This is a genomic window from Rubidibacter lacunae KORDI 51-2 (assembly GCF_000473895.1).
In the GTDB taxonomy this organism is placed as follows: domain Bacteria; phylum Cyanobacteriota; class Cyanobacteriia; order Cyanobacteriales; family Rubidibacteraceae; genus Rubidibacter; species Rubidibacter lacunae.
Window position 1 is genome coordinate 1 of the sequence record NZ_ASSJ01000053.1, and the last position, 25320, is coordinate 25320.

Genomic DNA, 25320 nt, shown 5'->3' on the forward strand with positions numbered 1-25320 from the left:
CTATCGATGCAGTTCGCGATGTCATTTTGACGGGGGCTGGAGCAGATGACATCGACACCGCTCTGGCTTCTTCCACCGTTGCTGGGGGAAATATCATTCTCTCCGGTAGCGGTGATGACGCCATTGCCATCGGTCGCCGCGACCGGGTCTTCGCCGGTCGCGGCGACGACATAATCACCGCCTTTGAGAGCCAAGGAGGTAATCGCGCCTCAGGTGGTGCTGGACGTGACACCTTTTTTACGGGCGATACCAATGGCTTGGGCGACCGTTTCCTAGGCGGCACCGGCGAAGATACGTTCTTCGTCGGTGCGGGCGGTGGTAATTTGTTTTCTGGCGGGGCTGATGCGGACACCTTCGTTGTCGTCACCGGTGACAACCCGGGGTCGGCCAACACTATCAGCGACTTTACGAGTGGTGAAGACGTGCTCGAAATTGCGGCATCGGCGTTGGGTGCAGGCGACTTGGACCTTACTGATGGCAGCAACGTGATTTTGGGTGGAGATACAATTGCCGTTCTGATCGGAGTATTGGCAGCCGATCTGACCGTCGGGAGTGATATTGTCTTCGTCTAAGCCGCCATATTGACCCGATCCAATCCCTGGAGCAAGTGCTCGAGGCATGTATAATTCGAGATGCTTCGAGCACTGTCCCGGTTGATAGGTATAAGCAGAAAGCCTTTCAATTTAAAGGTTTAAATGGTTTAGATAAAGCGTTGCTGCCTCCACGTCCAGAGCAACCAGGGGGTTCATAAAGAATTCTCCCCCTGCCATGATGGCACCCTGCGACAACGCGCTCGCTGACGCATCTGAAATCGAAAGTTCGGCGAAGGGACGAATACGTTCATAGTCCTGTTGCGTAATTCTTTCATACATGAAGCAAAGGTTTTGCACCGCCGCATTGAGGGCTCGGCGATCGCGCTACCGGTAGAGCGAACAGAAATTTTTCACAAACCCTATAGAAGAATTGAAGAAACATAGGTCAATTTCATACCCTGCCTGCTGTGGAGCCATTCTTTGATTCTCGCTGATGCCACCAGAGCAGTAGCGAGGAAGAGCAGGGAATCCCTTGACAAAGGGGCTTGGGAGCTTCTTAAGGTATAGCTGCTTTTGTCCTTCAGACCCATCCGAACTCAAGCTTATTGCAAAGTCACTGAAGCATGTGTGCCCTCGTAATGTTCGCTGCAGAATCATTGGGTAGCGCAACAATCGCCTCCGTGCATACCGAACTGCTGGCATGAATGCTGTTGGGATCGCTCGGTGACAGAAGTCGAGTGGTTTCAAAGGCTATGCCAACCGAAGGGAGCGTCCGAACAGTCTCCAGTCCGAAAGTCGAGTCTAAATACAACGTCCTTTAAGCATTGAAATGCTCGATGCAGTTCCGCAAAGGTTGAGTATTGTATCGGTTGTGGATTGCCGGGCGGGCAAGCAACCGCATTGAAACCATTCGGAAACAAATTGACGATATTGCTGAAGCTTTTGCAGGTGTGTTTCTTAAGGTCAATTAATTAAGCTAATTAAGCGAGTAAATTGGGTCAGCTCGCGATTGTTCCAAGCAAACAAGCTCGTTCTAAATTAGCTCCATCGAGATCTGCCCCATCGAGATCCGCACAAAGCAGATTGGCTCCCGCCATGTTCGCACCGGTCAGGTTTGCCCCCCGCAGGTCGGCTTCCTCGAAATTGGCCGCATCCAGACCTGCTCCTTGAAGGTTGGCTTGGTAAAGGTTTGCGCCCTTGAGGTTTGCTCCATTCAGATTGGCACCGCGCAAGTCCGCACCGCGCAAATCCACTCCCTGCAAGTTGACGCTGTTGAGGTTGGCCCCATTCAAAAACGCTCCTGCCAGCGACACCTGAAACAAGCGCGCGCCCATCAAGCTCGCACCCCGTAGGTTGCTTCCGCGCAGGTCTGCACCCCTGAGATCTGCCTGCAGCAGGCTCGCCCCTAGCAAGCTCGCTCGCAAGTCAGCAGCCATGAGCTGTGCGCCCAGCAAATTGGCCCCGTCCAGCCGCGCGCCCTTGAGATTGGCGTTAGCGAGATTAACGCCGACCAGCGACGCACCGGCTAGATTGGCCCGCTCCAACTGCGCCCCCGTCAGATTTTCGTCCTCAAGATCGGCTCCTGGCAGCTGCTTGCACTGTCCGGCGCGCACTGCATCTATATCAATTCCCATCGCCGCGATCGCCGTCCTTTCCTGCAATTGTTCTCTTACCATCGCATTTCACCACCGCATCGCTAATGTACTGTGCTCTCAACTGCTGCAGCGGTCGTCCGCCCGTCAAGCAGCCACATGCCAGCCGCGATTTTCGGCTGCGGTGCGTGCAAACTCATCCCCTGCTGCATGCCGAGCACTAAAACTTCCAGTGCCTCGACCAGTTTTGGATCGAACTGCGTGTTGGCTTGCTCCTTGCACTCTGCCAACACGTGTGCCAATACTCGTTGGCGATCGGACGGGTCGCCATTCGCCTGCATCCGCAGTTCATTAACGCGGTGCTGGAAAAATGCAGCGACTTTCAACACCCGCGACTCCAGTGGAATTGCATCGTAGCCGAGTCCGCCGGGTCCGCCGCCGCCGTCCCAACACTCGGTTTGATGGGTAACGATGCGCGCGATCGCGCCCATAGGCGGCATCGCGCGCAGGGACTGCACGCTCGGGACCAAATCGCAGTGGGGTGCTGGTGTATGCTCGGGCACGGTCCGCTGCACGGCGGCAATCCCCAACCCCGTCGGTGCGAGGCGGTGGAGTAAGCTTGCCAGTCGCAGGCGCGTCTGCTGCCATGCCGGCACATCCAGAAGTTGTGCCATGGCTTCAGCCAAGGTCGCAACCTCCGCCGCCGCATTTGGGTTGTTCGCGTCCGCCGCATCGATGAGCTGAGCCATCCGCAAGAATGCTTGCATCTCGTTGGAAACTAAGTTTTCGTCGAGCTTCTGCAGTTGCGGCAAATAGGAATCGCGCGCGTCCTCGCGGAGGCGGGTGCTGGTTGCGTCTTGGTTTTGGCGGAGATATTCGACCACTTGCGACACCACCACGCCGGCGTCCTCGCGCTCTCGACCCAAATCCGTAGCGATCGCCGCCCGCTCGCGCTGCAGCAACGCGGATAAGTCGGTGTCGTATTGGGCAACGTGCGCGATCGCCAAATCTACGGTCTCCAATACCAAGTCAGGCTCGAACGTCCAGAACCCGTAAAACTTGCGCTCTAGATCGGCATCCGGTCGTCCGGTCTCTCCGTAGTCGGCATCGGACAGTTCCTGACACAGAACCATGGCCGTGTATGTCGGTGCGAGGATGACCAAGTGCCACTCCTGGGCAACGGGATCGCTCGGCTTGAGGTCGAGCAAGTGGACGTTATCCCGCTGTCCGGTTGGATGCTCGCGAAACCCTGCATTGGGTGCTGCCATGATTGCAATCTGCCGCGATCGCTCGGCAATCTTGCCGTAGCGATCGGCTTCTTGTAGGTACCACTTCCCCTGCTGAAACGCCGAGATGACTAGCGGTTGGCTCCGTGCGTCCAGAATGAAATCCTCCAATGCATGGCAGAGCGACACCAGGGTGTTTTTGTAGTACACGCCAAGGTTGAGCGGGCGAGGGCCGCCGCGATGGGCGGACTCGAGCTTTTGGAGGATAGAGCCTTCAATCATGGCAGGTGGCAACGAACGGAGTTGTTAAACAGCAGCAAGATTGTGAGAGGCAGACGCAATCGGGGCGGCTAACGCTTCTTCAAGGTCGGCACGGCCGAGATCGGCTTCAAGTAGCCGCAGCACCTCGCGCCCGAAGTCGTTGGGAGCGCGTTCCCACGCCCGCAAGCAAACCTCGCCGAAATACGAACCCAATGGTTCCGGATTCCACAGCAGCTTTTTAGCCGTCCAGGGCATCAAGCTCATAGGGTCGTAGCCGGACTTTAGGATTCCGCGCTCCAGCGCGTAGTCCTCTAGGTGCGTGTGCGGTTGCAGTCCGATAAAGAAAATAGCGGGTTCCACCTTCTCCTCGCCAAAGATGGACTCCAGCGCGCGGTGATAGGCGATCGTTTGGCGGATTGTGTCCGGCCGTTCGTCGAGGACGTTAAAAGAGTAGTTTACCGACACGAGGTGCTTGTAGCCAGCGGCGCAGAGATCGCGGCAGTTTTGCAATACGTTGCGCAGATTGTAACCCATGCGCATTTTGCGAACGAGTTCCTGGGAACCGCTACTGATACCAATTTCGAAGTAGTCCATCCCGGTCGCAACCATCAACTCGCAAATCTTCGGGGTAAGGTTATCGGCACGGATGTAGGCTGCCCAGTGAATGTCGGTCATGCCGGAGTTTGCAATCTTCTGGAGCAACTCCACGACATCGTCGGCAAACTTCTTGGCGGGAATGAACTGCGCATCCGTGAACCAGAACTTACGGATACCGCACTCGTAGAGCTGGCGCATCTCGGCAACCACCTCGTCGGCGGGATTGATGCGAACCTGCTTGCCCTCGATAACGGTATAGATGCAGTAGTAGCAGTTGTGCGGACAGCCACGCTTGGTCTGGACGCCAATGTAAAAGTCGTTCTCCTGCAGGTAATATCTGAACTCCGGCCACATAAGTGCGATGTAGCCGTAGTCGCAAGCCGTCTTCTCGACGGGCGTTGGCGGCTCGTGGATCAGCCCATGGCGTGGATTTGTCTCGCCAACTACGTAGCAGCGCTGGTTGGAAAAGTCTTGTCCGCGCAACATCCGCTCCAAAAGAACTTCACCCTCGCCGACTGAGACAACGGTACCGTGCGGTAACTTGCCAGCCAGCTGTTCGTAAAACACGCTCACTGCCCCGCCACCGACAACGATGCGCGCATCTGGTACGAAGCGTCTCGCCCGCTGCAAGCCGCGCTCGATCAACCCGAGGTTGCGCCACAGCTCGGCATAGTAAGCTACTGTCACGCGCAAGCCGCCGAGAGCCCCACGCAGGCGCCGAAACGGGTTCTTCGCATAATAAAACTCAAAGGCGTACTGCAACGGGTTACCACCGCGCCCACCAACCGGCGCATAAATTTGAATGTCGCGCCACGAAAAGACTAAGAGCGTGGGGCGGTATGCATCAATGCAGGCATCGAGCGAGCGCCCGAAGTCAAGTGGTGCAATAGTTCCCATATCAAAAATGCGCTGTTCGACTTGCGGCAACAATTTATGAACGCCGTCGGCCAAGTAGACGATTCCGATTGGAAATATCGGGTTGCACGGCAGGCGAACATACAAAACTCTTTGGGGCATGGTCTCTGGCACTCACAGAAGAGGAATATATCTATTACGATCGGGGAATCCTTAAGAATTAATTAAGAATTTAAGTTTACTCATGGAGATTTTGATTGATAATTACACCGATTCAACCTAAGCAAGGATGCAGAGTCTGCACGACAGAAAACTGCGGATTGAATTGCAGTTTTCCATGAGTCGATCTTAAGACTATGAACTAAACTTCACATAACTTAACTTTAGCTGGATCCCTAGCATCTGACAATTTCCTGCAGCGGGTTTGGGGCAACGATCGGGGTTGAGTGCGGCTGGCTAAATAAGCCCGAGCTCGAGCGAGTGCTCGCTATCCTCTGCTTAGGTGCTGGCAATCGCCGGGGGTGCCCAGTCTCCCCGCGGGGATCGCCGGGATCGCCTAAGGTGGCGGATCTGATGACAGGGTTGCCGGGGAGTAAAAGATTTGTAGTGGGATTGACAGCTACCCAGGATCGGGAAGTGTTAGCTTGGATAGCGTAACGATAAGTAAATCTTACTGGTGCCCAGTTGTCATGGCTCAGCTCTTAGACTCCGTTCCAAGCAACACCCCAGAGCCGATTTTTTGCTGCTACGTTAATGCAACTAGCAGTATGCAGGTTGCTCGAGTTGCAAATGTCCCGAACTGGTACTTCGAGCGCGTTGTCTTTCCTGGACAACGTTTGGTCTTCGAGGCATTGCCGGACGCGCTGCTCGAGATTCATTCGAGCATGATGGCTAGTGCGATTCTCTCCGACACGATCCCTTGCAATCGCTTGCGAGTGGATGCCGACGGCGGTACCGTAACCCCAGCATATGACTCGGCGCCGGCAGAGTCCAAAATTCCAGCCGCTGCAGCTGTAGATGTCTAATGCATCCCATTCGATAAAAAAATATGATATTTAGCTGTCATTGCTGGGCGATGGCAGCTTTTTCAGCAACACCTGCGGGTTGCGGCCAGGCCGACTGATGGAGCAGCTGCACGATGTGCGTTTTCGCAGTAGTGCACGATCGATGCGATCGCTACGTACATTTCCTGTTTCCGTCACAGCTAAGAAGCCGCGCAATTGATGGACTCTTTCCTTGCTCGGTAGCACCCATGTCGAAGGACCGGAAAGTAAGCGCGTTGCAGATCGCTTTGCCAAAGCTTTCCTCAATCGTCTGACGACGGAGATGTTTTTTGCGGTCGTGCGCCTTAAACTTCACGAAATCCAGCTAAAACCCGGCAGGCGATCGTTTTAATATCTATGGGCAAAGTAAAGCTCGTTGGTTGCGAAAGCAGGCTTGGTATCTCCAGCCACGAAAGGCTGTAAGGCAAGTGAGAGGCGGGTCGAACTCGTTCCTATCCGCAGATGCTGCGCCAGCTGGTGCCTTTCCATCTAAACGATTAAATGTCGGCCTTGCTTTAAAACGCTCTCGAGATCGACGGTCTCGCCGATGATGACATCGCCCGGCACCCATTTCTAAAGCGTCTCGGACCTGGCGTACTCAACAACGCGATCGCACTGACAGATATGCGGGATCCTCTTGACGCTAAAACTTTCCGCCGTCATAGCTCGAGCGAATTGCTGCTCGCTCGGGGATTTATTACTGTTTTGGCAATTACTTGCGCGGTGAGGTGCCGTTCGCTGCTGGTATTGACCCGCTGGGCGGTCGCTCGACTGTCCCCTGGACTAGTTACTGAGACTGTCAGCCCCCGCGAGCTAGCTTCGGCGGCATTCCTATCGCCACTGCGTCATCCCTATCGACCTCGAACGCACGGCGGGAATGCGCTCCAAAAGCTATAGTTCCAAGGGATACAGAAAGTAGCATGAGCCTATAGACACCGCTGCGCGTGGGCTTGCTAATGCACAAGCCCGCCGTTCCATTGCGTCTATGCCTCACTACTCGTTGCTATACAATCACCAGGAGTACCTCCTTAAGTTTTTCAGCGGTCGTACCTACCGTGCTTCCAGTGCGGCAGCAAATCGTTAAGCACTAGGGTGGTCGGCGTTATTAGTTTGTCCGACGTAACACCCCGCACCCTAGCGTTCGTTAATGGGGCAGATGGTGTTCGAGTGCCGTCGACCTTGCACAACCCAGCAACTTCATTGCTGGTTAATCGCTGGCGCGATCGCTTCCCCAAACGGCTTGCAACTTCCGGACGAACTGATAGATTTCGGGTAGCTTCTTGTGGATAGCAGCTGCCTGCAGGTGCAATTGGTGCGAAATTGCCGGATAGCCCGACACTGTTGCCCCCGCTACAACGGATTTTTGTACGCCCGACTTCGCCGTCACGATCGCGCCGTCGCCGACTTCAATCTGGTTACTGATCCCGACTTGCCCTGCCAGCAACACGCCGTTGCCAACGCGGACGCCACCTGCCAACCCAGTTTGCCCCGCGATCGCGCAGTTGGCTCCGATGTGGCAGCCGTGACCGATTTGAACGAGGTTGTCGATTTTCGTGTTTTGGCCGATACGCGTCTCGCCGACTGCCGGGCGGTCGATCGCGCTGTTGCTGCCGACTTCCACGCCGGTCTCGAGGACAACGCGCCCGGATTGCTCCATCTTGATCCAACCCTTAGCGCTGGGCACGAATCCGAACCCTTCCCCACCGATGGCAGCACCGCTGTGGATGATGCAGTCATCGCCAATCCACGTGCGTTCGTTGATGGTGCAGTTGGCGTGGAGGGTGACGCGATCGCCGATCGTGACGTCGGGATAGATCGTGACGTTGGGATGCACGCAGGTGCGATCGCCGAGCACCGTGCGAGCGCCGAGGACAGCATGGGCGCCGATCGAGACGTCCGCTCCGAGCTTCACCGTTGGGTCGATAACGGCAGTCGGGTGTATGCCAGGAGCGGGTCGATAAGGTTGGTAAAACAGCGAGATCGCCTGTGCAAAGGTCAGGCGCGGATTGTGGCAAGCAACCCAGGCAATAGCGCGGGCCGAGGCGCGTGCTTGCATTCGCGCGTCGTCCGGCAAAATCAGCGCGCTTGCTGGGGTGCGCTCGATCCAGTCGGCATACTTACTACTTTCGACATAGCTGAGCGTGTCCGGTGCAGCAGTCCGAATGTCGGCAACGCCTGAAATCTCGGGGTTGCTGCTGAGATCGGTTGCGAGGCAGTTGTCGGCAGTGAATTGCGCGATCGCGTCACTAAACTTCATAGCGGTTCGGAGGCAAATTGGGGGCGCGTGCCCGGTCCTTACCGGTTTCTCAGGGAAATGTCAGAGGTTCATCGTACTCCCTTCAACCAGTATGGCGACTCTAAAACCGATCCCTATCAAGATGTTGTTCCCTTACGATTTGTTGAGAACTTTCAGAGGCTTAGCGAAAGAGCAGTTGCGTTGCCCTGTGGACCGCCCGCGGATCGTTGAATAAGGCCGCTTGCCTCGCGGATCGACTCATATCAAATCCAGGTAATCAATCTCAATTATTAGTTCCTCAAAATAATTAAACTTCTCCCCGCCCGATTATGCAGAACTTGCAACACTCTGGTTGGGATGATGTTCCTCAGAGTTTGGTATCATCCTGTTCCCCATAGCGCCCCATGCGAGACGACATCGTCCTTGTATGCGGGCGCTTTCTTTAATGTTGTTTCGCGGTGGATAGTTGGCTCTGCCTGGTGCACGGTTTCGGACGTTTTGCCCGGGTGATGTGCACATAAATGCTCGGCCAGCAACACTATTGGGTTCCAAAGCGTTGGGGACTGTATCGGACCAAGTCTGGGAGGCTGCTCTCCGGACCTCACTCCTCGTCGCGCAACACATCACAGTTTTGGCATATGGGTCGCGCGCTTGCTGGTGAGTATGACATCAAGCCGGGCTGCGCGCGCTGCTCTCGAGCTGCTTGGCACTGACCCGAATGATGTGCGCAGGTAACTTGGTTCTATCGATGCCAAAAGTTCCAATATTCCAGGGCTTGCCCTATTCGGTGCGCCAACAAATCCAGTCTCCTGCCACTTCTGCCCAAGCGCGTCCGTAGTTGGTGGCCATCGTGGACGAGCGCGTGCGTTGGGGAGCATTAATGGCGCTGACGACGGCATCGATTTGTGCAAAGGTCGGGGCCCGAGCCAGTTCTGTCTGCAGCCACTGCCGCACGACGCGTCGCTGCAATGCCAGCGGTTCTCCCCGCAGGCGCGATCGCCGCAACCCTTCTGGCGCGATCGCCGCGTTCGCGATGTCTGCAGCTTGTGCTTCGAGATAATCCACATCCGCCCGCAGAACTTCCGCTGTCTGTGCCAAGACCGACTCCACTTGAGGGTTGAAGTGCTCGCTGAGATATGGCAGCAGTTCGTGTCGGATACGGGCGCGCGCGAACCGTAACTCGCGATTGGTAGCATCTTCCCAGACGGGCAGTTGGAACTCCTGGCAAAAAGCTTTGATTTCCGTTCGCGTTGCGGTTAACAGCGGTCGCACTAATCGCACGTTCGGGACTAGCGGGCGCTGCCACACCAACGCCTGTAGCCCGTCTGCTCCTGCCCCGCGCATGAAGTTATACAGCAGCGTTTCAGCCCGATCGCTAGCCGTGTGCCCTGTTGCAAGCGCTGCGAAGCCGCGTTCTCGTGCGAGATCGCCCAAAACGCGGTAACGCCACGCTCGCGCTGCTGCCTCGGTTTCCTCAACGCGATCGGCAACTATTAGCCAAAAGGGCAGCCCGAATTCCCGCGCCACGCGCTCGACATGTGTGGCAATGCCGGGGTCGGTAGGCCAGCGGTGGTCGCAATGGGCGATTGCCAGCGTCCAGTTCCACTTGGGCTGCAAGTCCCGGCAGAGCTTCAGCAAGCAGATTGAATCTTGTCCGCCGGATACTGCCAGCAACACCCGAGCGCCGCGAACAAGCAACTGTCGTCGGCGTAATTCCTGATGCACGCGCGCGTGCAGCGGCGTCCAGTCCCGCGACTCATCCCTCACGACCGTCCGCTCAGGTGGTACCCAGATCCTTCCACGTGCCTTCCAGAGAATCCTCGTCGAGATCGACACCGACGGCTATGGTTGCAGGATTATCAGAGGCTAACACGCGATCTAGATCGCCCGGGTCTTCGTTTGCAAAGTTAGTGGGGAATTCAGGAGTGGCAGCAGTTTCGACCGCAGATCCCGACTTATCAGCTCGTTCGAAGCGGCTGAACACGTCGGCCAGACTCAGCTCGGTCTCGGTGTCACGATCGTCGCTTGCGTTGGAATCACTTGTGTTGATGTTGGATGCGTTGGGGTCGGGTACTGGAGTTGCAGGCATCGGCCATCTGCCGAAGACTTCGCTCAGTTCGGTCGTTAAGGTCTGGGCCTCGCTTGCATCGCCACCTGCGAAAGCATCGGCCTCATAGCCGGCAAAACTGTTATCCAAGCCGGGGTTGCTGGAGTCCTCGCTGAAGGGAAATGGATCGACACTTGGCTCCACCTCGGTGTCCGCGTCATCCAATCCCGGAATGGTCTCGGGTAGCTGTCCCCAGGCCGGATAGGTGCTGGTTGCCATCCTTGATGCGGATAGGCCGTCGTCAAAGTCTCGAACTAACTCCAGGTTGAATCCCGTTTCGGACATCCCGGGTCCCTCTGCGTCGGTAACTAGATCCGGAATACCACCAAACGATTGTCCCCAAGCAACATCGCTTGGCTGAGGCGAGATTAACGCTGCAGCCTCACCATCAACATCAAGCACGGCTTGCTCGTCGCAGGTCCGGGCAGCGATCGCGTCGAAGGTCTCACTGAAGGTCACACTAGCCGTCGCAACGCCAGCGCCGTAGCTCAGGTGCACGTGCAGCCGGCCGGATTCCCAAGCATCTGCCCCAACGCGCAGCACAGCCCCGTCAACGCCATCGGCATCGAACCACGCGGCAATCGCGCCCAGTCCGCCGTCGAGCAGGCGACGCTGCAGGATGCTTGCCAATTCGCCAACGCGGAAGGTCCGACAGTCGCCAATACCCGGCACGCTCCCAGCTAGTGAAAAGACATCCACAGCAGCGAGAACGTCATGGCTATCGGCCGGCGGGGTTGCGTTCCTAGCAGCACTCATGACAGATAACTCCAGCGTTCGAGCGGACTCTAATCTAGTACTCGAATCGTGTGGCTGCGATCGCTGAGGATCGAATCCAAAATCGATCCGGTGTCTCGGAATCGGGAGCTGGCTATCGCGCGAAAGCCGAGAGACAGCTAGTGGTTGGAAGGGCGCGCCAGCAAGCGAAGACCTCAGAGAAACCAGCCGTATGAATGCAGGCCACTTCCGAGAAGATTAACCCCAAGATAGCAAACCCAGACCACGACAAAACCCGCGCCGGCGAGAATTGCCGGGCGGCGCCCCTGCCAGCCGCGCGTGATGCGCGCGTGTAAATACGCCGCAAAAACCAGCCAGGTAATCAGCGCCCAGGTTTCTTTAGGATCCCAGCTCCAATAAGTCCCCCAAGCTTCATTGGCCCACACCGCACCGGCAATAATACCGATGGTGAGCAGTGGAAATCCCAGACCAATGATGCGGTAGCTGATGTTATCCAGAGTATCAGCTAGGCTCAAGCGCTGCGGTGACAGGACCGGCTGTTCGGTTGCGACGGTCAGCACTGCCGTCCCGCCGCCCGACTCGATCGCCGGTTGAGCTGAGGTAACCGTCCCGATGCGTCGAAACGAGGCGCGCTCGCTCCCCGTACCGAAGGAACTGCCGCGCAGTTCTACTGCTTGACCGCGCGTCACGATCAAAAACGCGATCGCCAGCAACGAGCCAACGAGCAAGGTTGCATAGCTCAGCATCATGACGCTGACATGCATCATCAACCAATTGGATTTCAGGGCGGGGACCAGCGGGGCGGACGCGCGCATTTCAGGTGGTAGCGTTAGCGCAGCGAACGCGGTGATGCCCATGGCTAGGGGTGTGGCAAACGCGCCGACCAAGCGACTGCGGCTCCACACCTCTACCAATAAGTGAATGGCTGTGACACCCCATGCCAGGAAGAACAGCGATTCATACAGGTTGCTAATCGGGAAATATCCCGCCGACAACCAGCGAGCGGCAAGCAATGCGGCAATGGTTAGATTGGCGATCGCCGTTCCCGCCGTCCCGAGTCCCGGCAACAGCGAGCGTCCAGGAAATGCAACGCTCGACCAATAAACCAGCATAGTCGTGAAAAGTACGAGAAATGCGGCATTGTCCAGATTGCCTTGTAAAGTGACTAAGTCCATGCTAATTAGGTTGAGTCCGTTCGCTTCGTTATTGAATGTGCCGAAATAAAGGGTGTGTTACCTGCCTAGTCGGCAGCAATTCGATCTCCGAAAGGTTGCTCAGCCGTGTAGATTTGGTTGATTAGATTGTATCCATGCCGTCAGCAACCTGTTTGCAAGGTCCTGAGAGGTGAGGGGTGCATGCGGTGACTTTGACTAATAATGGTGCAACCCAGTATTGGGGCTGACAGAACCTCCGGTGCGATCTCCTTAACTCCCAGTTGTTTCGCTCTTCCAGTTGAGGGCTGCGGGCAAAAGACTAGCGAGCTTGCCATTAGATGCTGCGCTCGTTCGGCGCGATCGGCGGGGGCTCGCGTCCTTCAGGTGGGTCGGTCAGTCCCAGGTAACCGAGCAATACAATCAGCCCCCACGCCAGCAAAATCCCTCCAACTATTCCGATGACAGTTAGCCCGATTAAGAACCGCCGAATGGATATCAGGGTTTTGCGAGTCTGCGGACTGTAAGGCGCGGCCGGCACCTCGCGTTCTGCGCGGTCGCGGACGGGCGAATGGGGAGTGTAGCCGTTCTGCCAGTCGTTGTTTTCGGACATCGCATCACAGACCAATTAGTGACCCGTTCCGCCCTTAGCTTACAGCACCAGCTGCGACCGAATGCTCGTCGCTCCTGTCGTTGTCCAGTAGCCTATACAGCGTGTCCCGCTGCCGGTATGGGCGCTGGGTTTGCGCGATCGCCTGCCGTAAAGCTTCTGCGGTCATGCAGGTGCCGCCGCGCGCGCCGGCCATCGACGTGATGTGCTCTTCCATCAGGGTGCCGCCGAGGTCATTGCACCCCCAGGTGAGCGCCTCGGCAGCACCGTCGAGTCCGAGCTTGACCCAGCTCGGCTGGTGGTTGGGAATCCAGTTGCCGAGGTAAATGCGGGCAACCGCGGTCAACAATAACGCATCGGCTAACACCGGCTGGTCTCGCCCGACGCGCTTGCGTAGAGGTGCCGGTGCCTGCTCGCCAACGTAGGGGAGTGCAATGAACTCCGAGATACGAGCGGGGAAGTTGCCGCGCACGGCTGCTTGCTGGAGCGATCGCAAGTGTTCTAGGTGCGAGATTTGCTGGGCGGCCGTTTCGATGTGGCCGCAGAGCATGGTGCTTGTCGTCGAGACGCCGGAGCGGTGAGCCGTGCCGACGATTTCGAGCCAAGTGGCAGTGTCGATCTTTTCCGGGCAAAGGATGCGGCGCACCGCATCGTCAAGGATTTCTGCTGCTGTACCGGGTAGCGACCCGACGCCGGCTGCTTTGAGAGCGGCGATCGTCGCTGCATAACTCAGACCGTCTTCGCGCGCGATAAACTGCACTTCCTGGGGCGAGAAGGCGTGCAGGTGCAAGAACGGAAACTCTGACACGATCGCCTCGACCAATCCTACGTAGTATTGCAGCGAGGAGCTGCCGCGCTTGGCGTAAGGATTCAATCCGCCCTGCATGCAGATTTCCGTCGCGCCGCGGCGAACGGCATCGGTTACTTTTTCGAGGATTTGCGGTAGCTCCAGCCAGTAAGCATCCTCAGCGCCAGCATCGCGGCGGAAGGCGCAGAAACTACAGTGTTGCTCGCAAATATTGGTGAAGTTGACGTTGCGGTTGATGACGTAGGTGACGTTGTCGCCAACTTGCTGGTAGCGCAAGACATCGGCTGTCCTGCGGATTGCCGCGATCGCTTCGGGTTTCTGTTGCTGGAGGAGAACGATGCCATCTTCCGGCGTCAGGTCGTTACCTGCCAGGGCACGCTGCAAAATAGCCGCTAGCTTCCCAAGCAAATGCTCAGCCACGAATTACTCCACTTACCAGGGACCGCACCGCATAACCTTACGTTGCTCTCATCATATCGAGCACGCCGAGCAGATTGCGTCAGGGATGACGAAGAATGGACTTGACAGGCAACTCGGATCCAAGGTGCTAAGAGCGATTGGACATACTTACTAGGTTTCAGCCGTACATGTACTGTCAGTGCCTTAGCAGTATCAAGGATGGGCAACTGGGATGCAGCGCAATGATGTAGGCGCTAAGTATGTCAGCGCGGCAGTTGTGGTAACTGGTTACGGGTCTGGCTGCGCGATCGCCGCGGTTGGTTCTCGAGCAAGTATTACCAATTTTTGTAGATCCGTTCGATCCCAACCGTATTCTTGTCGGAGGTGCGACAGACTTGGGGATATTAATAGTTGGTTTCTTCTTCGTATTCGGGCGTCTTGGCTTTCTCCGGCAACTCGACGGGCTTGGGCTCGTAAGGACCGTCGTCCCACAAATCTGCCTCGACATCGTGATCTCGATAACCCGGTGCAGGCTCGGTCGCTTCGTAACTTGCTTCGGGTACGTCGCTCCAGTTGTCCTCTTCAAGGACGGCTCGCTGTTCGTAGCGTTGGGGTTCGCGGCGCTGGACTAGTGGCTCGGGTTCTGGTTCCCAACCGTCTTCTTCGGTCCAAGCCTCTTGGTATGCCGGTTCTTGCGTCTCAACCGGACGCGCGGTCACGCGCGGTCGGTCGGGAATGCCGGTTCCGAGTTGGTTTTCCGGACGTGCGGTTGGCGTTAAATAATAATCTTCTTCCTCGCGCTCCCAGGGTGGCTTACTAATACCGACGCGTTCCAATATGCCTACGGACAGCTGACGCAAGTGCTCTTCAGCACCCTCAAACACGATGATGCGATCGGGGCTGCTGCTGACGATGTCTTCTACAGGCAGCTCGTAGGTGCTGAGGATTTGATCGGGAATCTGCGGCAATCCGAGCGACGCGATCGTCAAAGACAGCACCTTGCCGTCTTCAAGGCTGAACTGGAAATCGCGGACGCGACCCAGGCGCTGTTCCGATTCGGTTACGACTTCGCAGTTGATCAGGCGGCTGAGAGTGCTGACGTTAACGTCCTCGATAACATCTTCGTTGGCGACGAGGATAACATCGCCGATTTTCTCGATCTCGCTGAGATACATGTAGCGAGGCATTCCGGCAACCGACAGGAGATTGTCTCGCAGCCCCAGTGCCACAACTTCCCGGCGATCGATATCAACTAGTAGTTCCTTGACGACTCCCAGGCGAAAGCCGCTGCTGCGGGCGATGACCTGAGTGTTGAGGAATTCGGAGCGAAGGCGAAGGGGTTCGGTTGTCATCGCAATGGTTCGTACTCGGCTCGCACTCGGCTGTAATAGCTCTCGAAAAGTTTTAGGCTTAACTCCGGTCTCGGGTGCGCAATAGAAGTTGGTTGCGAGCGGCACCGGCACCAACTCGAATGCGACAATCGCCGCACACCTCCATAAGTCACTTCGATAATAGCGTGGCGATAGGCGGGCAACGGCTAGAGGCAGCGGCTAGAGTTTGAGTCCCAGAACCTGGGTGTGTGCCCCACGAGCTTGCGTGACGCCGATGGTGCGGTTGGCAGACTCGATGGTCGGGCGGCGCAAGCTGACGACAATGAACTGTGCCTGCTGCGCTTGATGTCTCATCATTTTAGCCAACCGCTCTACGTTTGCTCCGTCGAGGAACATGTCTACTTCATCGAAGGCGTAGAAGGGTGAAGGGCGATAGCGCTGGAGGGCAAAAATAAAGCTCAGCGCGGTGAGAGATTTCTCACCGCCGGACATGGAATGCAATCTGCGAACCGGTTTGCCTTTAGGGTGGGCCACGAGGGTGAGGCCGGCTCGGCTGCTATCTTCCGACTCTTCAATTTGTAAATAACCGTCGCCGTCTGAGAGGGCGGCAAATATCGTTTGGAAGTTAGCGTTAACGGCATCGAACGCTTCTTGAAAGGCGTGCTGCCGCCGGGTAGTAAATGTTTCGATCCGCAGCAATAACTCGGTGCGTTCGGCTTCAAGCGTGGCGAGTTTGCCGGACAGTTCGTCCAGGCGAGCTTGCGTCCGTTCGAAGTCCTCGATCGCCAGCATATTAACCGGCTCCATGGCCTGCAGGTGTTTTTGGTTGCTGCGGATTTGCTCTTGCAGGGCCGCGAGGCGAGCAGGCACATTCTCGGTCGCGATCGCGGTGCCGGCTGCGTCGGCGATCGGTGGAACCTCCGGTAGCGGGTCGGGCAGTTCGGCAGCACGTGCCTGCAGTTGCTCGCCCAGTCCGACGCGGGCGGCACGATGGGCATCGAGGGTTTCGAGACACTTCTCGCGCTCCCAGGTAAGCTGACGTTCGCGTTGCTGCACGGTCGCGAGTGCAGCTTCAGCGCGATCGCGCTCTTGCTTTGCAGTCCAGAGTTCTTGCGACAGCCGTTTGAGATCGGCTTGAGTTTGGGCGATCTGCTCCTGTAGCTCGCTTTGCTGATGTTGCAAAGTAACTTGTTGCTGCTGGAGGTGTTGTTGCTGCTGCTGCTGGTTGGTGAGGCGATCGCGGGCTTCCTGCAATTTCTCTTGCTGGTGTTCGGTGGCGGTGTGGCGGGCTTGAATTTGTTGGTCGGCAGAGTAAAGCGCCTGCTCGCGTTCCTGCAGCCGAGCTTCCCCGGCGCGAATTTGCCCCTGTAGGGTTTGCCATTCGGTATGGCTGTGAGCGCGTTCGAGAGCCGTCAGTTCGCGGTTGCGGCGCTCGAGGTCGGCTTCTTGAGGCGGGAGTGTTGCGGCAATTGCTTCCAAGCGTGCGGTAACGTCGGTTCGTTCGGCGCGACTGCGATCGCGCTGGGGGACGAGCTGCTGTTGCTGGGCGTCGAGGCGATCGCAGTCCTGACGCAATTGCTGGAGCTGCCAGACTTGCTCTTGGCGGATTTGGCGGGCGCTCCCCAGGGCGTGGGCAAGTTGCTGGCAGAGGGCTTCGGCCTGCTGCAAGCGAACTACCGAGGCGGAGTAGACGCGATCGATTTCCTCCAGACGGCGCTTGAGATCGGCAATTTCGCGCGACTCCTGAGCCGAGGTTTTGCCAAAATGCAGTCCGGTCGAGCGCATTGAGCGACTGCCGCCGCTCATGGCACCACTCGCTTCAAGCAGTTCGCCGTCGAGGGTGACGATGCGCGTGCGTCCGAGGTGCGACCGGGCGGAGGTTAGGGTTTCGAACACCGCCGTGCTGCCGAAGACGTAGCTGAAGATCGCGTCGAAGCGCGAGTCGCAATCGACCAAATTGACGGCGTAATCAACGAAACCCGTTGCGGACTCGATCGCGCGGACGGCGGAAAACCGGGGTTGGTGGATCTTGTTGAGCGGCAAAAAGGTTGCGCGACCGGCACGCTCGCGTTTGAGAATCTCGATGCCGGCAGCGGCAACGCCGTCGTCTTCCACCACAATGCAAGCCAAGCGGCCGCCAGCAGCAGTTTCTAAGGCCACCTGAAAGCGCGGCGCGACTTCCCCGAGTTGGGCGACCAGACCGCATACGCCGGGAATGTCGGCTTGCAAAATTGCCTGGGTCGCATAGGTACCCTGCATCTCGCGCTGGGTTTGGAGGGCAGCTTCGAGTTTGTCGAGCTGGCGCTGCTTGTCGCGTTGCTCTCGCTGGAGGCGCGCTTGGGTGTCTTGCTGGAGGCGGCGCTCGCGTTCGGCAGCGGCGAGGCGTTCGGCGCAATCTCCGATCTCTTGCTCAGTATCGGCAGCGGCAGCTTCCAGACGCGCGATCTCGGCTTGCTTATCGCCCAATTCTGGTACGAGGGTGGTTAGCTGTTCGTCTTGCTCGGTTAACTTGCCCTGCAACTGGGTGGCGCGTTCCTGCAAGCGGGCACGCTCGGCACGCAGAGGTTCTAGTTCTGCTTGCAATGCAGCCGCCTCGCGGCTGAGAGCGGCGTGCTGCTGCATCCAGGTCTCGGAAGCCGAGGCAAGCTCGTCGGCGCGGGCTTTGCTTTCGGCCAGTGCCGCTGCAGCGCGCTCGCGTTCGCCGCTCAAAGCAAGGCGCGTGCGCTCGAGTGCGGCACGCTCGTGACCGAGACGTTCAATTGCCTGTTCGTTCTGGGCAATCTCGGTGCGCGTGCGGTCGGCAGCAGCAGCATTTGCGTGCTTGGCGGCAACGAGTTCGGACGCGCGCGCCTGCAGCTGCTCCAAAGAGGCTTCACGCTTGGCGAGCTCGGAGGCAATCGCGAGTTGTTCGTCTTCGCCGAGGGCTTTGACGCGTGCGTTCAGACGCTCCAGTGTTTCAGTCGCGGCTTGAATTTCGCCAGTGGCATCTCGGATCTTTTCGGCAAGGCGCTCGGCTTGGGCTTCGCCGGCAGCAATTTTCTGGTGGAGCTGGGTTTCCTGCTGCTGCAGCGCTTGCCAGGCGAGCACGAGTTCCCACTGCTGCTGATGTTCGATCTGTTGCTTGAGCTGGCGATATTGTTCGGCTTTGCGACTTTCCGCCGCGGCGCGATCGCGCGCGCGCGCCAGCTCCTGCTCGATGATGTGACAGCGCTCTTCGCGATCGCGGACGGCTTCAAGTGTCTCCTTGGCACGCTCGATCTTGCGATCGTACTCGGCAACGCCGGCAAGCTCGTCGATGATCGTCCGGCGCTCGCGGGAGCTCATGGTAATGATGCGGGTTACGTCCCCCTGCAGCACGACGTTATATCCCTCGGGATAAATCCGCAGCCGCTGCATTTGTTCGTGCAGCTCAGCTTGAGTGCAGGTGCGACCGTTGATGGAGTAAGTCGAGGCGTAATTTCCTTCCTTGGTAACTCGCAAGCGCCGAGTCACACTCCATTCAATTTCGGGGCGATCGCCGTTCCCGCCGGCTAACCCGTGGGCGCGAGCGCCAGCATCCTCGTTGTTGGCATGTCCGTTGTTTGGGTGACTGTTGTTCGCAAGCGCCTCGCGATTGCTGCTGTGCCCGTTCTCATGGGTGTGCCCGTTGCTGTCAGAGCCTTCGTTGGTATGTCTGTGGTTGTTGCTATTGCCATTGCCATTGGCGTGCCCAGTATTACTAGCAACGAGGTGCCCGTCATTCCTGTTGGGATCGGGATCGATTTCAACTACCTCCACACCCTCAAGATCCTCGGCATCCGAAAGATCGAACCACACTGTCACGGTGGTTTCTTGGGTGCGGCGGCCTTTCCCACTGCGATCGTGATTGATCAAATCGGGCAGGCGTTCGGCTCTCATTCCCCGGGAACTCGCCAATCCCAGGGCAAATAACAAGGCGTCGAGAATATTCGACTTTCCCGAACCATTCGGTCCCGAAACCACTGTAAATCCCGGCAAGAATGGAATCTGCGTCGTGCTGCCAAAGGATTTGAAGTGCGAAAGCTCCAGGCGCTTGATATGGACCATGGGCGCTGGCAAAAAGGTTTCTGGTTAGTATAGCTGTATCATGTCGGATGTGCATTCCCACCTGTCGTTCCCAAAGACGGCGATCGAGCGATTGCCCGGTCATTTATTGTTCCGCCACTCGTTATGTGAATTCGAGGTGGCTACTTCGGGCTATGGCAGCACTTCCTAAGTAAAGCTAGGGATCGGTGAAGACAGTTGCAGACACGCTAACAGATACAGACTGCCAGAAGGCAGAATAGTTGCGAAATGTGCACCCAAAATTTTGAAGATATTGAGGCGGGGTGTTTTGATTCATGCGATCGAGCTGATTGAAGCGACCGAGCGTCGGACGGACTGCTCCAGTTGTGCGCAATCAATAAGTTAGGTCCTGCCTGTCTTGCATTAAGGGCTTGTTAGCTGGCTCTAGAAATGTCGGCGATTGGCATCTGCGCGATCGGAGCAGCTCGTCTGGTGTGGCGTAGGCAACAGGTCCAAAGGCAGAGCTTTGATAGCAATCGCGCGGCCGTTTTGCCGTTTCTTGTGAAAATGCTTTAAATCTTCTATGAAAACTCGTAAAGCTGGCTCGATCCCAACCGAGTGCTCTTAAAGTTCTACTATCGACTGAGAAAATGCAAGCATATACAGAAACTTCGCCCATCATGGAAACAGGATGGTGCAACTGGAGACGAGAATGGATAGCGGCAAATCGGCGAAGCTCCTTGCATTGGAGGCAGCTACTTCGGAGCCGCAGGCTGCAGCTGAAGAGGGTTTCAAAGCCGCCAGCTTTCTTAAGAAAGTTCGGCGTGTTGCCGGTTATGTCCCCTTTACGCGCGACGCCATGGCAATGTACTACTGCGCGCTCGACGCGCGCACCCCGGCTTATGCAAAGGGAGTGGCTGCGGCGGCGCTGGCGTATTTCGTGTTACCGACAGATGCTGTTCCCGACTTTATCGTTGGCATGGGTTTCACCGATGATGCCAGCGCGATCGCGGCAGCCTTGGGGGCGATAGGCGCTCACATCAACGAAGATCACCACAATCGAGCCGAACGGTTCTTTGTTGAGGAGGCAACGACACCTCTGGAACACCCCGACTGAGCGGATCCAATACGTCGGGGGAGCGCGCAATTTCTTGATTGCGGCTATTTGGGACTTATCCGGAGGAATCAAAAATATCTTGCAATTTGCCGTTCGGAACTCAATAGTGAGTCCTGGCGCTGCGCTTGCCGAAGGAGCACGATCTACCGAGGTGCATCTTGGCAGCAGGCATGTTTAATGTTTTGAATCTCCACTTTCGCGGGCGAGTGCGCTCCATCAAATAGCAATAATGGACATTGGCGTACCTAAGGAAATAAAAGACCAAGAATATCGCGTCGGGCTGAGTCCCAGTAGCGTGCGAGCGCTTTGCGAGCGCGGCCACCGCGTATCTGTACAGACTAATGCCGGCGCCGGCGCGGGTTTTGAGGATGCGGATTACGAGCGCGCTGGAGCGGCGATCGCTTCGGCGGCAGATGTTTGGGACCGCGAACTTGTAGTCAAAGTTAAGGAGCCGCTGCCGGAGGAGTACGACCGGCTGCAACCCCAGCAACTGTTGTTTACATTTCTGCACCTTGCTGCCGACCGCGGCTTGACGGCTGCGCTGATGGCGTCGGGTGTGACGGCAGTCGCCTACGAAACGGTGGAGCTGCCGAGTGGTAAGCTCCCCCTGCTAATGCCAATGAGCGTGATTGCCGGCCGATTGGCGGTACAGTTTGGCGCGCATTTCCTGGAGCGAGCGCAAGGGGGACGGGGCGTATTGCTTGGCGGTGTGCCGGGCGTTGCGCCAGGGCAAGTTGTGGTGCTCGGCGGTGGCACGGTCGGGACGGAAGCAGCACGGATCGCGCTCGGGCTGGGCGCTCGAGTACAAATCCTCGACGTCAACATCGAGCGCTTATCTGAGTTGGAAACCCTGTTCGGGTCGCGAGCAGAGTTGCTGTATAGTACCTCGGCACAGCTCGAAGCCGTTCTTCCGGCAGCGGACTTGGTCGTCGGAGCCGTGCTTGCTCCTGGCAAGCGTCCGCCCACGCTTCTAACCCGCGATCGCGTTCGCCTGATGCCGCCAGGTACAGCAATCGTCGACGTGGCAGTCGATCAAGGTGGCTGCGTTGAGAACCTGCGTCTCACATCGCACTCGCATCCCACCTACCGCGAAGACGACGTGTTGCATTGCGGCGTCCCCAATTTACCTGGAGCTGTTCCCCGCACGGCAACGCAGGCGCTCAATAACAGCACGCTGCCGTATGTGCTGAGGCTGGCGCAACATGGTTATGAAGCGCTGAAACTCGATCTAGCGCTTGGGAAAGGTCTCAACGTACGGGAAGGTCGCCTCGTGCATCCCGCCGTAAAGGAAACGTTCCCAGACCTGTAATCCGGGCGTCGGGCACACTGCGCGCCACACCACTCAGTCAAGTACTCGGTCGATAGGCTGGGGTGTGCTTCCACGCTCTCGTGTACCCCAATCCGGGAGTCTTTACCATCACTAAACTCCTCCAAACCTATCCTGCGGGACTTTCAGCAGTTTGCTTAAAACGACCTTTCCTCAAATTTGTTTATGACGTTTTGTATCGCGACTGCACTATCGTCTCAAAACCGGCCGACAGCCGGCCGGTTCTAGATTTCCAAACCAATTGCCTAGCGATCGCGCGAGTCGGTCCGAACGCGCCCCAAACCCTAAAGTCCTGGCAATTGCAAGCCGCTGGTCAGTTCCTCCATGCGGCCTTTCATTGTCTCGGTGGACTTAACGTAGGCGTCTTGCATCGCTGCCGTCACCATCTCTGAAAGGGCATCGGCACCGCGCTCGAGCGCTTCTGGAGAGATTTCCACGCGTCGGGGTTCTTGGTTGCCACTCAGCACGACTTTGACGGAACCGTCTTCGCTTTGGCCTTCGATCTCCATTTGCTCCAACTCTTCCTGGAGCTTCTGCGCGCCTTGCTGCACTTGGCGAGCTTTGTTCAGAATGTTACCAAAGCCGCCAAAGCCAAATCCTCGTCCTGCCATTGACTGTCTCTCAACAAAGGGATGCAAATCTCCCCTAGTGTATCGACTCGGTGAATCGCCGCGCGCGCCGCGCCGGCCGATCCCGAGGCAATTTGGATCGCACGGACCTAAAACTCGCCTATCAACTTAACTTCGGGATGCAACATGACACTCCAGTGTCGCTCAACAGCATCCTGTACGTGTCGGATGAGGTGATAGATATCCCCAGCCGTTGCTCCACCGCAATTAACAATGAAATTGGCGTGTCGGTGCGCCACTTCGGCGGCACCGATACGATGGCCTTTAAGCCCGAGCTGCTCGATCAGCCAGCCAGCCGAATTGAGCTCGGGGTTGCGAAATACACTGCCGCAGCTCGGCAGGTGATAAGGCTGCGTTGCCCGGCGGTGGTTAAGATTTGCCCGACTCCCTGCAAGCACTACCTCGCGATCGCAATCGGGCTGCAATTGCAGCGTTGCTTGCAAGACCAAGCGCGAGTCGCTTTGCAACTTCGAGGTTCGGTAGCCGAATTCTAGATCTGCTGGCGTCACGCGTTCCACGCGCCCGTTTGGTGCCAGGACCAACGCTTCGGATAAAACTCCTGCCAGGCAAGCACGATGCGCGCCTGCATTCATGACCACTGCACCGCCCACCGTCCCGGGAATGCCAACTGCCCACTCCAACCCGCTCCAGCCGCGCTTGGCAGCTTTCCATGCAGCCGTCGCAAGCGGCATACCAGCCGCCGCTGTCAGCCGTCCCGGCTCCCTCTCAATCTCCAACGAGCGCAAATAACGCGTTGCCACAGTCAGTCCGTGTACGCCGCGATCGCTGACAAGTAAATTCGAGCCTGCTCCTAGAACGGTAAGCGGCTCGCCCCGTTGTCGAGCCCAATCAACGCTCGCTTGCAGCTCCAGTGAGGTTCGCGGCGCAACAAACCATGCTGCCGGACCGCCTACTCGGTATGAGGTAAACTCGGCGAGGTCCACGCGCGATCGCAGCGGGCATTGGGTTCCGGGTAGGAAATCGGGCATGAGCGATAGCTGAAGTCAGCAATCAATGGTGGTTGGAACTCAGGCAGCTTCGCGATCCCCTCCGAGCAGGGCGATCGCCTTGGGGATAGTTTGGTTGAGATTACCGGCACCGAGATACAGGACCAGATCGCCCGGCTGCAGCAACTGCACTAAAAAGACACTCAGCGCCTCAAGGTCCGGCTGATAATGGACCTGAGGGTGGTGAGCGGCGATCGCGTCGGCCACTGTCTGCCCGCAGATAGCGCGAGCGGGTTCTCCAGCACTGTAAATATCAGTCGTGATGACAATATCGGCATCGGCGAATGACGTTGCAAACTCGTCGAGAAATGCTTCCGTACGGCTATAACGATGGGGTTGAAAAATGGCTAACACGCGCCGAGCGCGGTTGGTAGCTGTCAGAGCGGAAACTTGACACAATCGCGCCGCTGCCAGTGTTGCCCGCACTTCACTGGGATGGTGGGCGTAGTCATCCACGAGCGTCACGCCCGCGACTTCACCGCGGATTTCGAAGCGCCGCTTCGTGCCCGTGAAGCGTTCTAGCCCGCGCGCGATTGCCGCGAACTCTACATTCAGCGATCGTGCCGTCGCGACTACCGCCAGCGCATTGCTGAGATTGTGAGGACCGAGCAGCTGCAACCGGAGCGGACCCAAAGATTGCCCGTATTCCCAAACTACCGCTGTTGAGCCCCAGGAGTGATAGCTGGCTTCAGTAACGGTGTAGTCGGCATTGCGGTCGGGATCGAGGCTATAGGTGATATCGGGTTTCAGATCGACAACCGTTTGCCAGTCAATACAGCCGACCAGCGTCGGACACTGCCGAGCAAAGGTACGAAAAATATTCATCACCGCATCGAGCGATGTGAAGTAATCGGGGTGGTCGAGTTCGATGTTCGTCACGATGCCGATGTGAGGCACCATCTTAATCAGCGAGCCGTCGGATTCGTCGGCTTCGGCAACCAAGATTTCGCCGCCACCGAGGTGTGCGTTCCCGTCCCACGCATCTACCTCACCGCCAACAACAATGGTTGGATCTAACCCTGCCTCTAACAACACATAGGCAAGCGCGCTGCTCGTAGTCGTTTTACCATGAGTACCGGCAACGGCAATGCCGCGAGGCGATTCACTCATTAGGGCCGCAAGTAAGTCAGAGCGATGGAAAATCTTGCAACCCTGCCGTACTGCAGCAGCGTACTCGCAGTTCTCCTTAGTAATAGCTGTCGAGCAAATCACCTGGGGTAAGCCCTTTGATGGCGGTGTCACCATTGCGATCGCCGGCGTCTGTTGGTGCTGGATAGAGTCGGTAGTTTGGTCATCGCTACTCTTTGACTCGACCGCGCTCGGGGTAGAGAAATACTCGAGATTTTTTGCGGCTTGCTGGCTGAAAATATGAGCACCCGCGGCATGCAAGCGCTGAGTGATATGGGTCAGCCTCAAGTCTGAACCCGATACGGGCAATTGACGCTTAGCCAGTACATAGGCCAGCGCGGACATACCAATCCCGCCAACTCCAATGAAGTGAAACGGCTGGCCGCTCAGATCGACGGATTGTAAATTCGACATCAAACTTCCTCTCACACCACGCAGAACGCAAGTGGGTCGGCTCCGAACTCGCGCTTTATGATATCAGGGTTTGCTATTGCCCGCCGGTCCGATATTACCGGCTCCAGAAGGGTGAAGCCCGCTGCCGGGCTAAACAGCGATAGCATTAACCGTCTCACAACAGATGGGACAGAGCACTATAGATTTCTTGC

19 protein-coding genes are annotated in these 25320 nt (G+C 57.3%); 5 read left to right on the forward strand and 14 right to left on the reverse strand.

Annotated features, from left to right (window positions below; all coding sequences use genetic code 11):
• The coding region (locus KR51_RS20220; RefSeq protein WP_022607336.1) for a calcium-binding protein at positions 1-572 on the forward strand (572 nt) is incomplete at its 5' end.
• A 959-nt stretch (positions 573-1531) separates the two neighbouring features.
• Here KR51_RS20220 and KR51_RS09940 read toward each other — a convergent pair.
• From KR51_RS09940 to KR51_RS09950, 3 genes are read right to left on the reverse strand one after another with little or no spacing between them, the layout of a single operon-like run.
• On the reverse strand, positions 1532-2209 hold the full coding sequence (locus KR51_RS09940) for a pentapeptide repeat-containing protein (RefSeq protein WP_022607340.1): 678 nt from the start codon (positions 2207-2209) through the stop codon (positions 1532-1534).
• 20 nt (positions 2210-2229) lie between these two features.
• Positions 2230-3633, reverse strand: coding sequence for a DICT sensory domain-containing protein (locus tag KR51_RS09945; RefSeq protein WP_022607342.1), 1404 nt, complete (start codon positions 3631-3633; stop codon positions 2230-2232).
• A gap of 24 nt (positions 3634-3657) precedes the next feature.
• Positions 3658-5226 (reverse strand): photosystem II high light acclimation radical SAM protein, encoded by a 1569-nt coding sequence (locus tag KR51_RS09950; protein ID WP_022607344.1) that lies wholly within the window; start codon positions 5224-5226, stop codon positions 3658-3660.
• A gap of 527 nt (positions 5227-5753) precedes the next feature.
• Between KR51_RS09950 and KR51_RS09955 the strand changes: the two genes are divergently transcribed.
• Together KR51_RS09955 and KR51_RS19680 are read left to right on the forward strand one after the other, a co-directional pair.
• Positions 5754-6089 (forward strand): DUF1830 domain-containing protein, encoded by a 336-nt coding sequence (locus tag KR51_RS09955; RefSeq protein WP_022607345.1) that lies wholly within the window; start codon positions 5754-5756, stop codon positions 6087-6089.
• Between the two features lie 211 nt (positions 6090-6300).
• Positions 6301-6459 carry a hypothetical protein gene (locus tag KR51_RS19680; RefSeq protein ID WP_156915074.1) on the forward strand — a complete coding sequence of 53 codons (159 nt, stop codon included), beginning with the start codon at positions 6301-6303 and terminating at the stop codon, positions 6457-6459.
• Between the two features lie 855 nt (positions 6460-7314).
• On the opposite strand, the gene lpxD is transcribed toward KR51_RS19680, so the two are convergent.
• The 8 genes from lpxD to smc form a co-directional block, all read right to left on the reverse strand.
• Entirely contained in the window at positions 7315-8364 is a 1050-nt protein-coding gene (gene lpxD, locus KR51_RS09960; RefSeq protein ID WP_022607347.1) for a UDP-3-O-(3-hydroxymyristoyl)glucosamine N-acyltransferase, read from the reverse strand.
• A 759-nt stretch (positions 8365-9123) separates the two neighbouring features.
• The gene (tilS, locus tag KR51_RS09965) at positions 9124-10110 is read right to left on the reverse strand and encodes a tRNA lysidine(34) synthetase TilS (protein WP_022607349.1); all 987 of its coding nucleotides are present in this window, start codon (positions 10108-10110) and stop codon (positions 9124-9126) included.
• Positions 10111-10120: 10 nt separating this feature from the next.
• A complete protein-coding gene (locus tag KR51_RS09970; RefSeq protein WP_022607351.1) occupies positions 10121-11206 on the reverse strand; it encodes a hypothetical protein in 1086 nt (361 codons plus the stop codon).
• 173 nt (positions 11207-11379) lie between these two features.
• Entirely contained in the window at positions 11380-12360 is a 981-nt protein-coding gene (gene ccsB / locus KR51_RS09975) for a c-type cytochrome biogenesis protein CcsB (protein WP_022607353.1), read from the reverse strand.
• Positions 12361-12673: 313 nt separating this feature from the next.
• A complete protein-coding gene (locus KR51_RS09980; protein WP_022607355.1) occupies positions 12674-12949 on the reverse strand; it encodes a hypothetical protein in 276 nt (91 codons plus the stop codon).
• Positions 12950-12983: 34 nt separating this feature from the next.
• Positions 12984-14174, reverse strand: coding sequence for a 7,8-didemethyl-8-hydroxy-5-deazariboflavin synthase subunit CofH (cofH, locus tag KR51_RS09985; protein WP_022607357.1), 1191 nt, complete (start codon positions 14172-14174; stop codon positions 12984-12986).
• Between the two features lie 383 nt (positions 14175-14557).
• Positions 14558-15505: a PRC-barrel domain-containing protein gene (locus KR51_RS09990; RefSeq protein WP_022607359.1), complete on the reverse strand. Its 948-nt coding sequence runs from the start codon at positions 15503-15505 to the stop codon at positions 14558-14560.
• Between the two features lie 198 nt (positions 15506-15703).
• Entirely contained in the window at positions 15704-19549 is a 3846-nt protein-coding gene (gene smc, locus KR51_RS09995; protein ID WP_022607361.1) for a chromosome segregation protein SMC, read from the reverse strand.
• Between the two features lie 670 nt (positions 19550-20219).
• Between smc and KR51_RS10000 the strand changes: the two genes are divergently transcribed.
• Both KR51_RS10000 and ald read left to right on the forward strand, forming a co-directional pair.
• Entirely contained in the window at positions 20220-20624 is a 405-nt protein-coding gene (locus tag KR51_RS10000) for a YkvA family protein (RefSeq protein WP_022607363.1), read from the forward strand.
• Positions 20625-20853: 229 nt separating this feature from the next.
• Complete coding sequence (gene ald / locus KR51_RS10005; RefSeq protein WP_022607364.1) at positions 20854-21933, forward strand: alanine dehydrogenase; 1080 nt, start codon at positions 20854-20856, stop codon at positions 21931-21933.
• A 302-nt stretch (positions 21934-22235) separates the two neighbouring features.
• Here the strand turns inward: ald and KR51_RS10010 are convergent, their stop codons facing one another.
• The 3 genes from KR51_RS10010 to murC all read right to left on the reverse strand — a co-directional run bounded on the left by KR51_RS10010 (position 22236) and on the right by murC (position 25129).
• Positions 22236-22562 (reverse strand): YbaB/EbfC family nucleoid-associated protein, encoded by a 327-nt coding sequence (locus tag KR51_RS10010; RefSeq protein ID WP_022607368.1) that lies wholly within the window; start codon positions 22560-22562, stop codon positions 22236-22238.
• 107 nt (positions 22563-22669) lie between these two features.
• Complete coding sequence (gene murB / locus KR51_RS10015) at positions 22670-23569, reverse strand: UDP-N-acetylmuramate dehydrogenase (protein ID WP_022607370.1); 900 nt, start codon at positions 23567-23569, stop codon at positions 22670-22672.
• A 39-nt stretch (positions 23570-23608) separates the two neighbouring features.
• On the reverse strand, positions 23609-25129 hold the full coding sequence (gene murC / locus KR51_RS10020; RefSeq protein WP_022607372.1) for a UDP-N-acetylmuramate--L-alanine ligase: 1521 nt from the start codon (positions 25127-25129) through the stop codon (positions 23609-23611).
• Positions 25130-25320 lie beyond the last annotated feature (191 nt).

Excerpts from the sequence above, each read along its gene's own strand:
- KR51_RS09955 (WP_022607345.1), top strand. The coding sequence starts at position 5,754 with ATGGCTCAGCTCTTAGACTCCGTTCCAAGCAACACCCCAGAGCCGATT.
- KR51_RS10010 (WP_022607368.1), bottom strand. The coding sequence starts at position 22,562 with ATGGCAGGACGAGGATTTGGCTTTGGCGGCTTTGGTAACATTCTGAAC.
- murB (WP_022607370.1), bottom strand. The coding sequence starts at position 23,569 with ATGCCCGATTTCCTACCCGGAACCCAATGCCCGCTGCGATCGCGCGTG.
- KR51_RS09970 (WP_022607351.1), bottom strand. The coding sequence starts at position 11,206 with ATGAGTGCTGCTAGGAACGCAACCCCGCCGGCCGATAGCCATGACGTT.
- ald (WP_022607364.1), top strand. The coding sequence starts at position 20,854 with ATGGACATTGGCGTACCTAAGGAAATAAAAGACCAAGAATATCGCGTC.
- KR51_RS09940 (WP_022607340.1), bottom strand. The coding sequence starts at position 2,209 with ATGGTAAGAGAACAATTGCAGGAAAGGACGGCGATCGCGGCGATGGGA.
- ccsB (WP_022607353.1), bottom strand. The coding sequence starts at position 12,360 with ATGGACTTAGTCACTTTACAAGGCAATCTGGACAATGCCGCATTTCTC.
- smc (WP_022607361.1), bottom strand. The coding sequence starts at position 19,549 with ATGGTCCATATCAAGCGCCTGGAGCTTTCGCACTTCAAATCCTTTGGC.
- lpxD (WP_022607347.1), bottom strand. The coding sequence starts at position 8,364 with ATGAAGTTTAGTGACGCGATCGCGCAATTCACTGCCGACAACTGCCTC.
- KR51_RS09990 (WP_022607359.1), bottom strand. The coding sequence starts at position 15,505 with ATGACAACCGAACCCCTTCGCCTTCGCTCCGAATTCCTCAACACTCAG.
- KR51_RS09950 (WP_022607344.1), bottom strand. The coding sequence starts at position 5,226 with ATGCCCCAAAGAGTTTTGTATGTTCGCCTGCCGTGCAACCCGATATTT.
- murC (WP_022607372.1), bottom strand. The coding sequence starts at position 25,129 with ATGTCGAATTTACAATCCGTCGATCTGAGCGGCCAGCCGTTTCACTTC.
- KR51_RS09980 (WP_022607355.1), bottom strand. The coding sequence starts at position 12,949 with ATGTCCGAAAACAACGACTGGCAGAACGGCTACACTCCCCATTCGCCC.
- KR51_RS09945 (WP_022607342.1), bottom strand. The coding sequence starts at position 3,633 with ATGATTGAAGGCTCTATCCTCCAAAAGCTCGAGTCCGCCCATCGCGGC.
- KR51_RS10000 (WP_022607363.1), top strand. The coding sequence starts at position 20,220 with ATGGATAGCGGCAAATCGGCGAAGCTCCTTGCATTGGAGGCAGCTACT.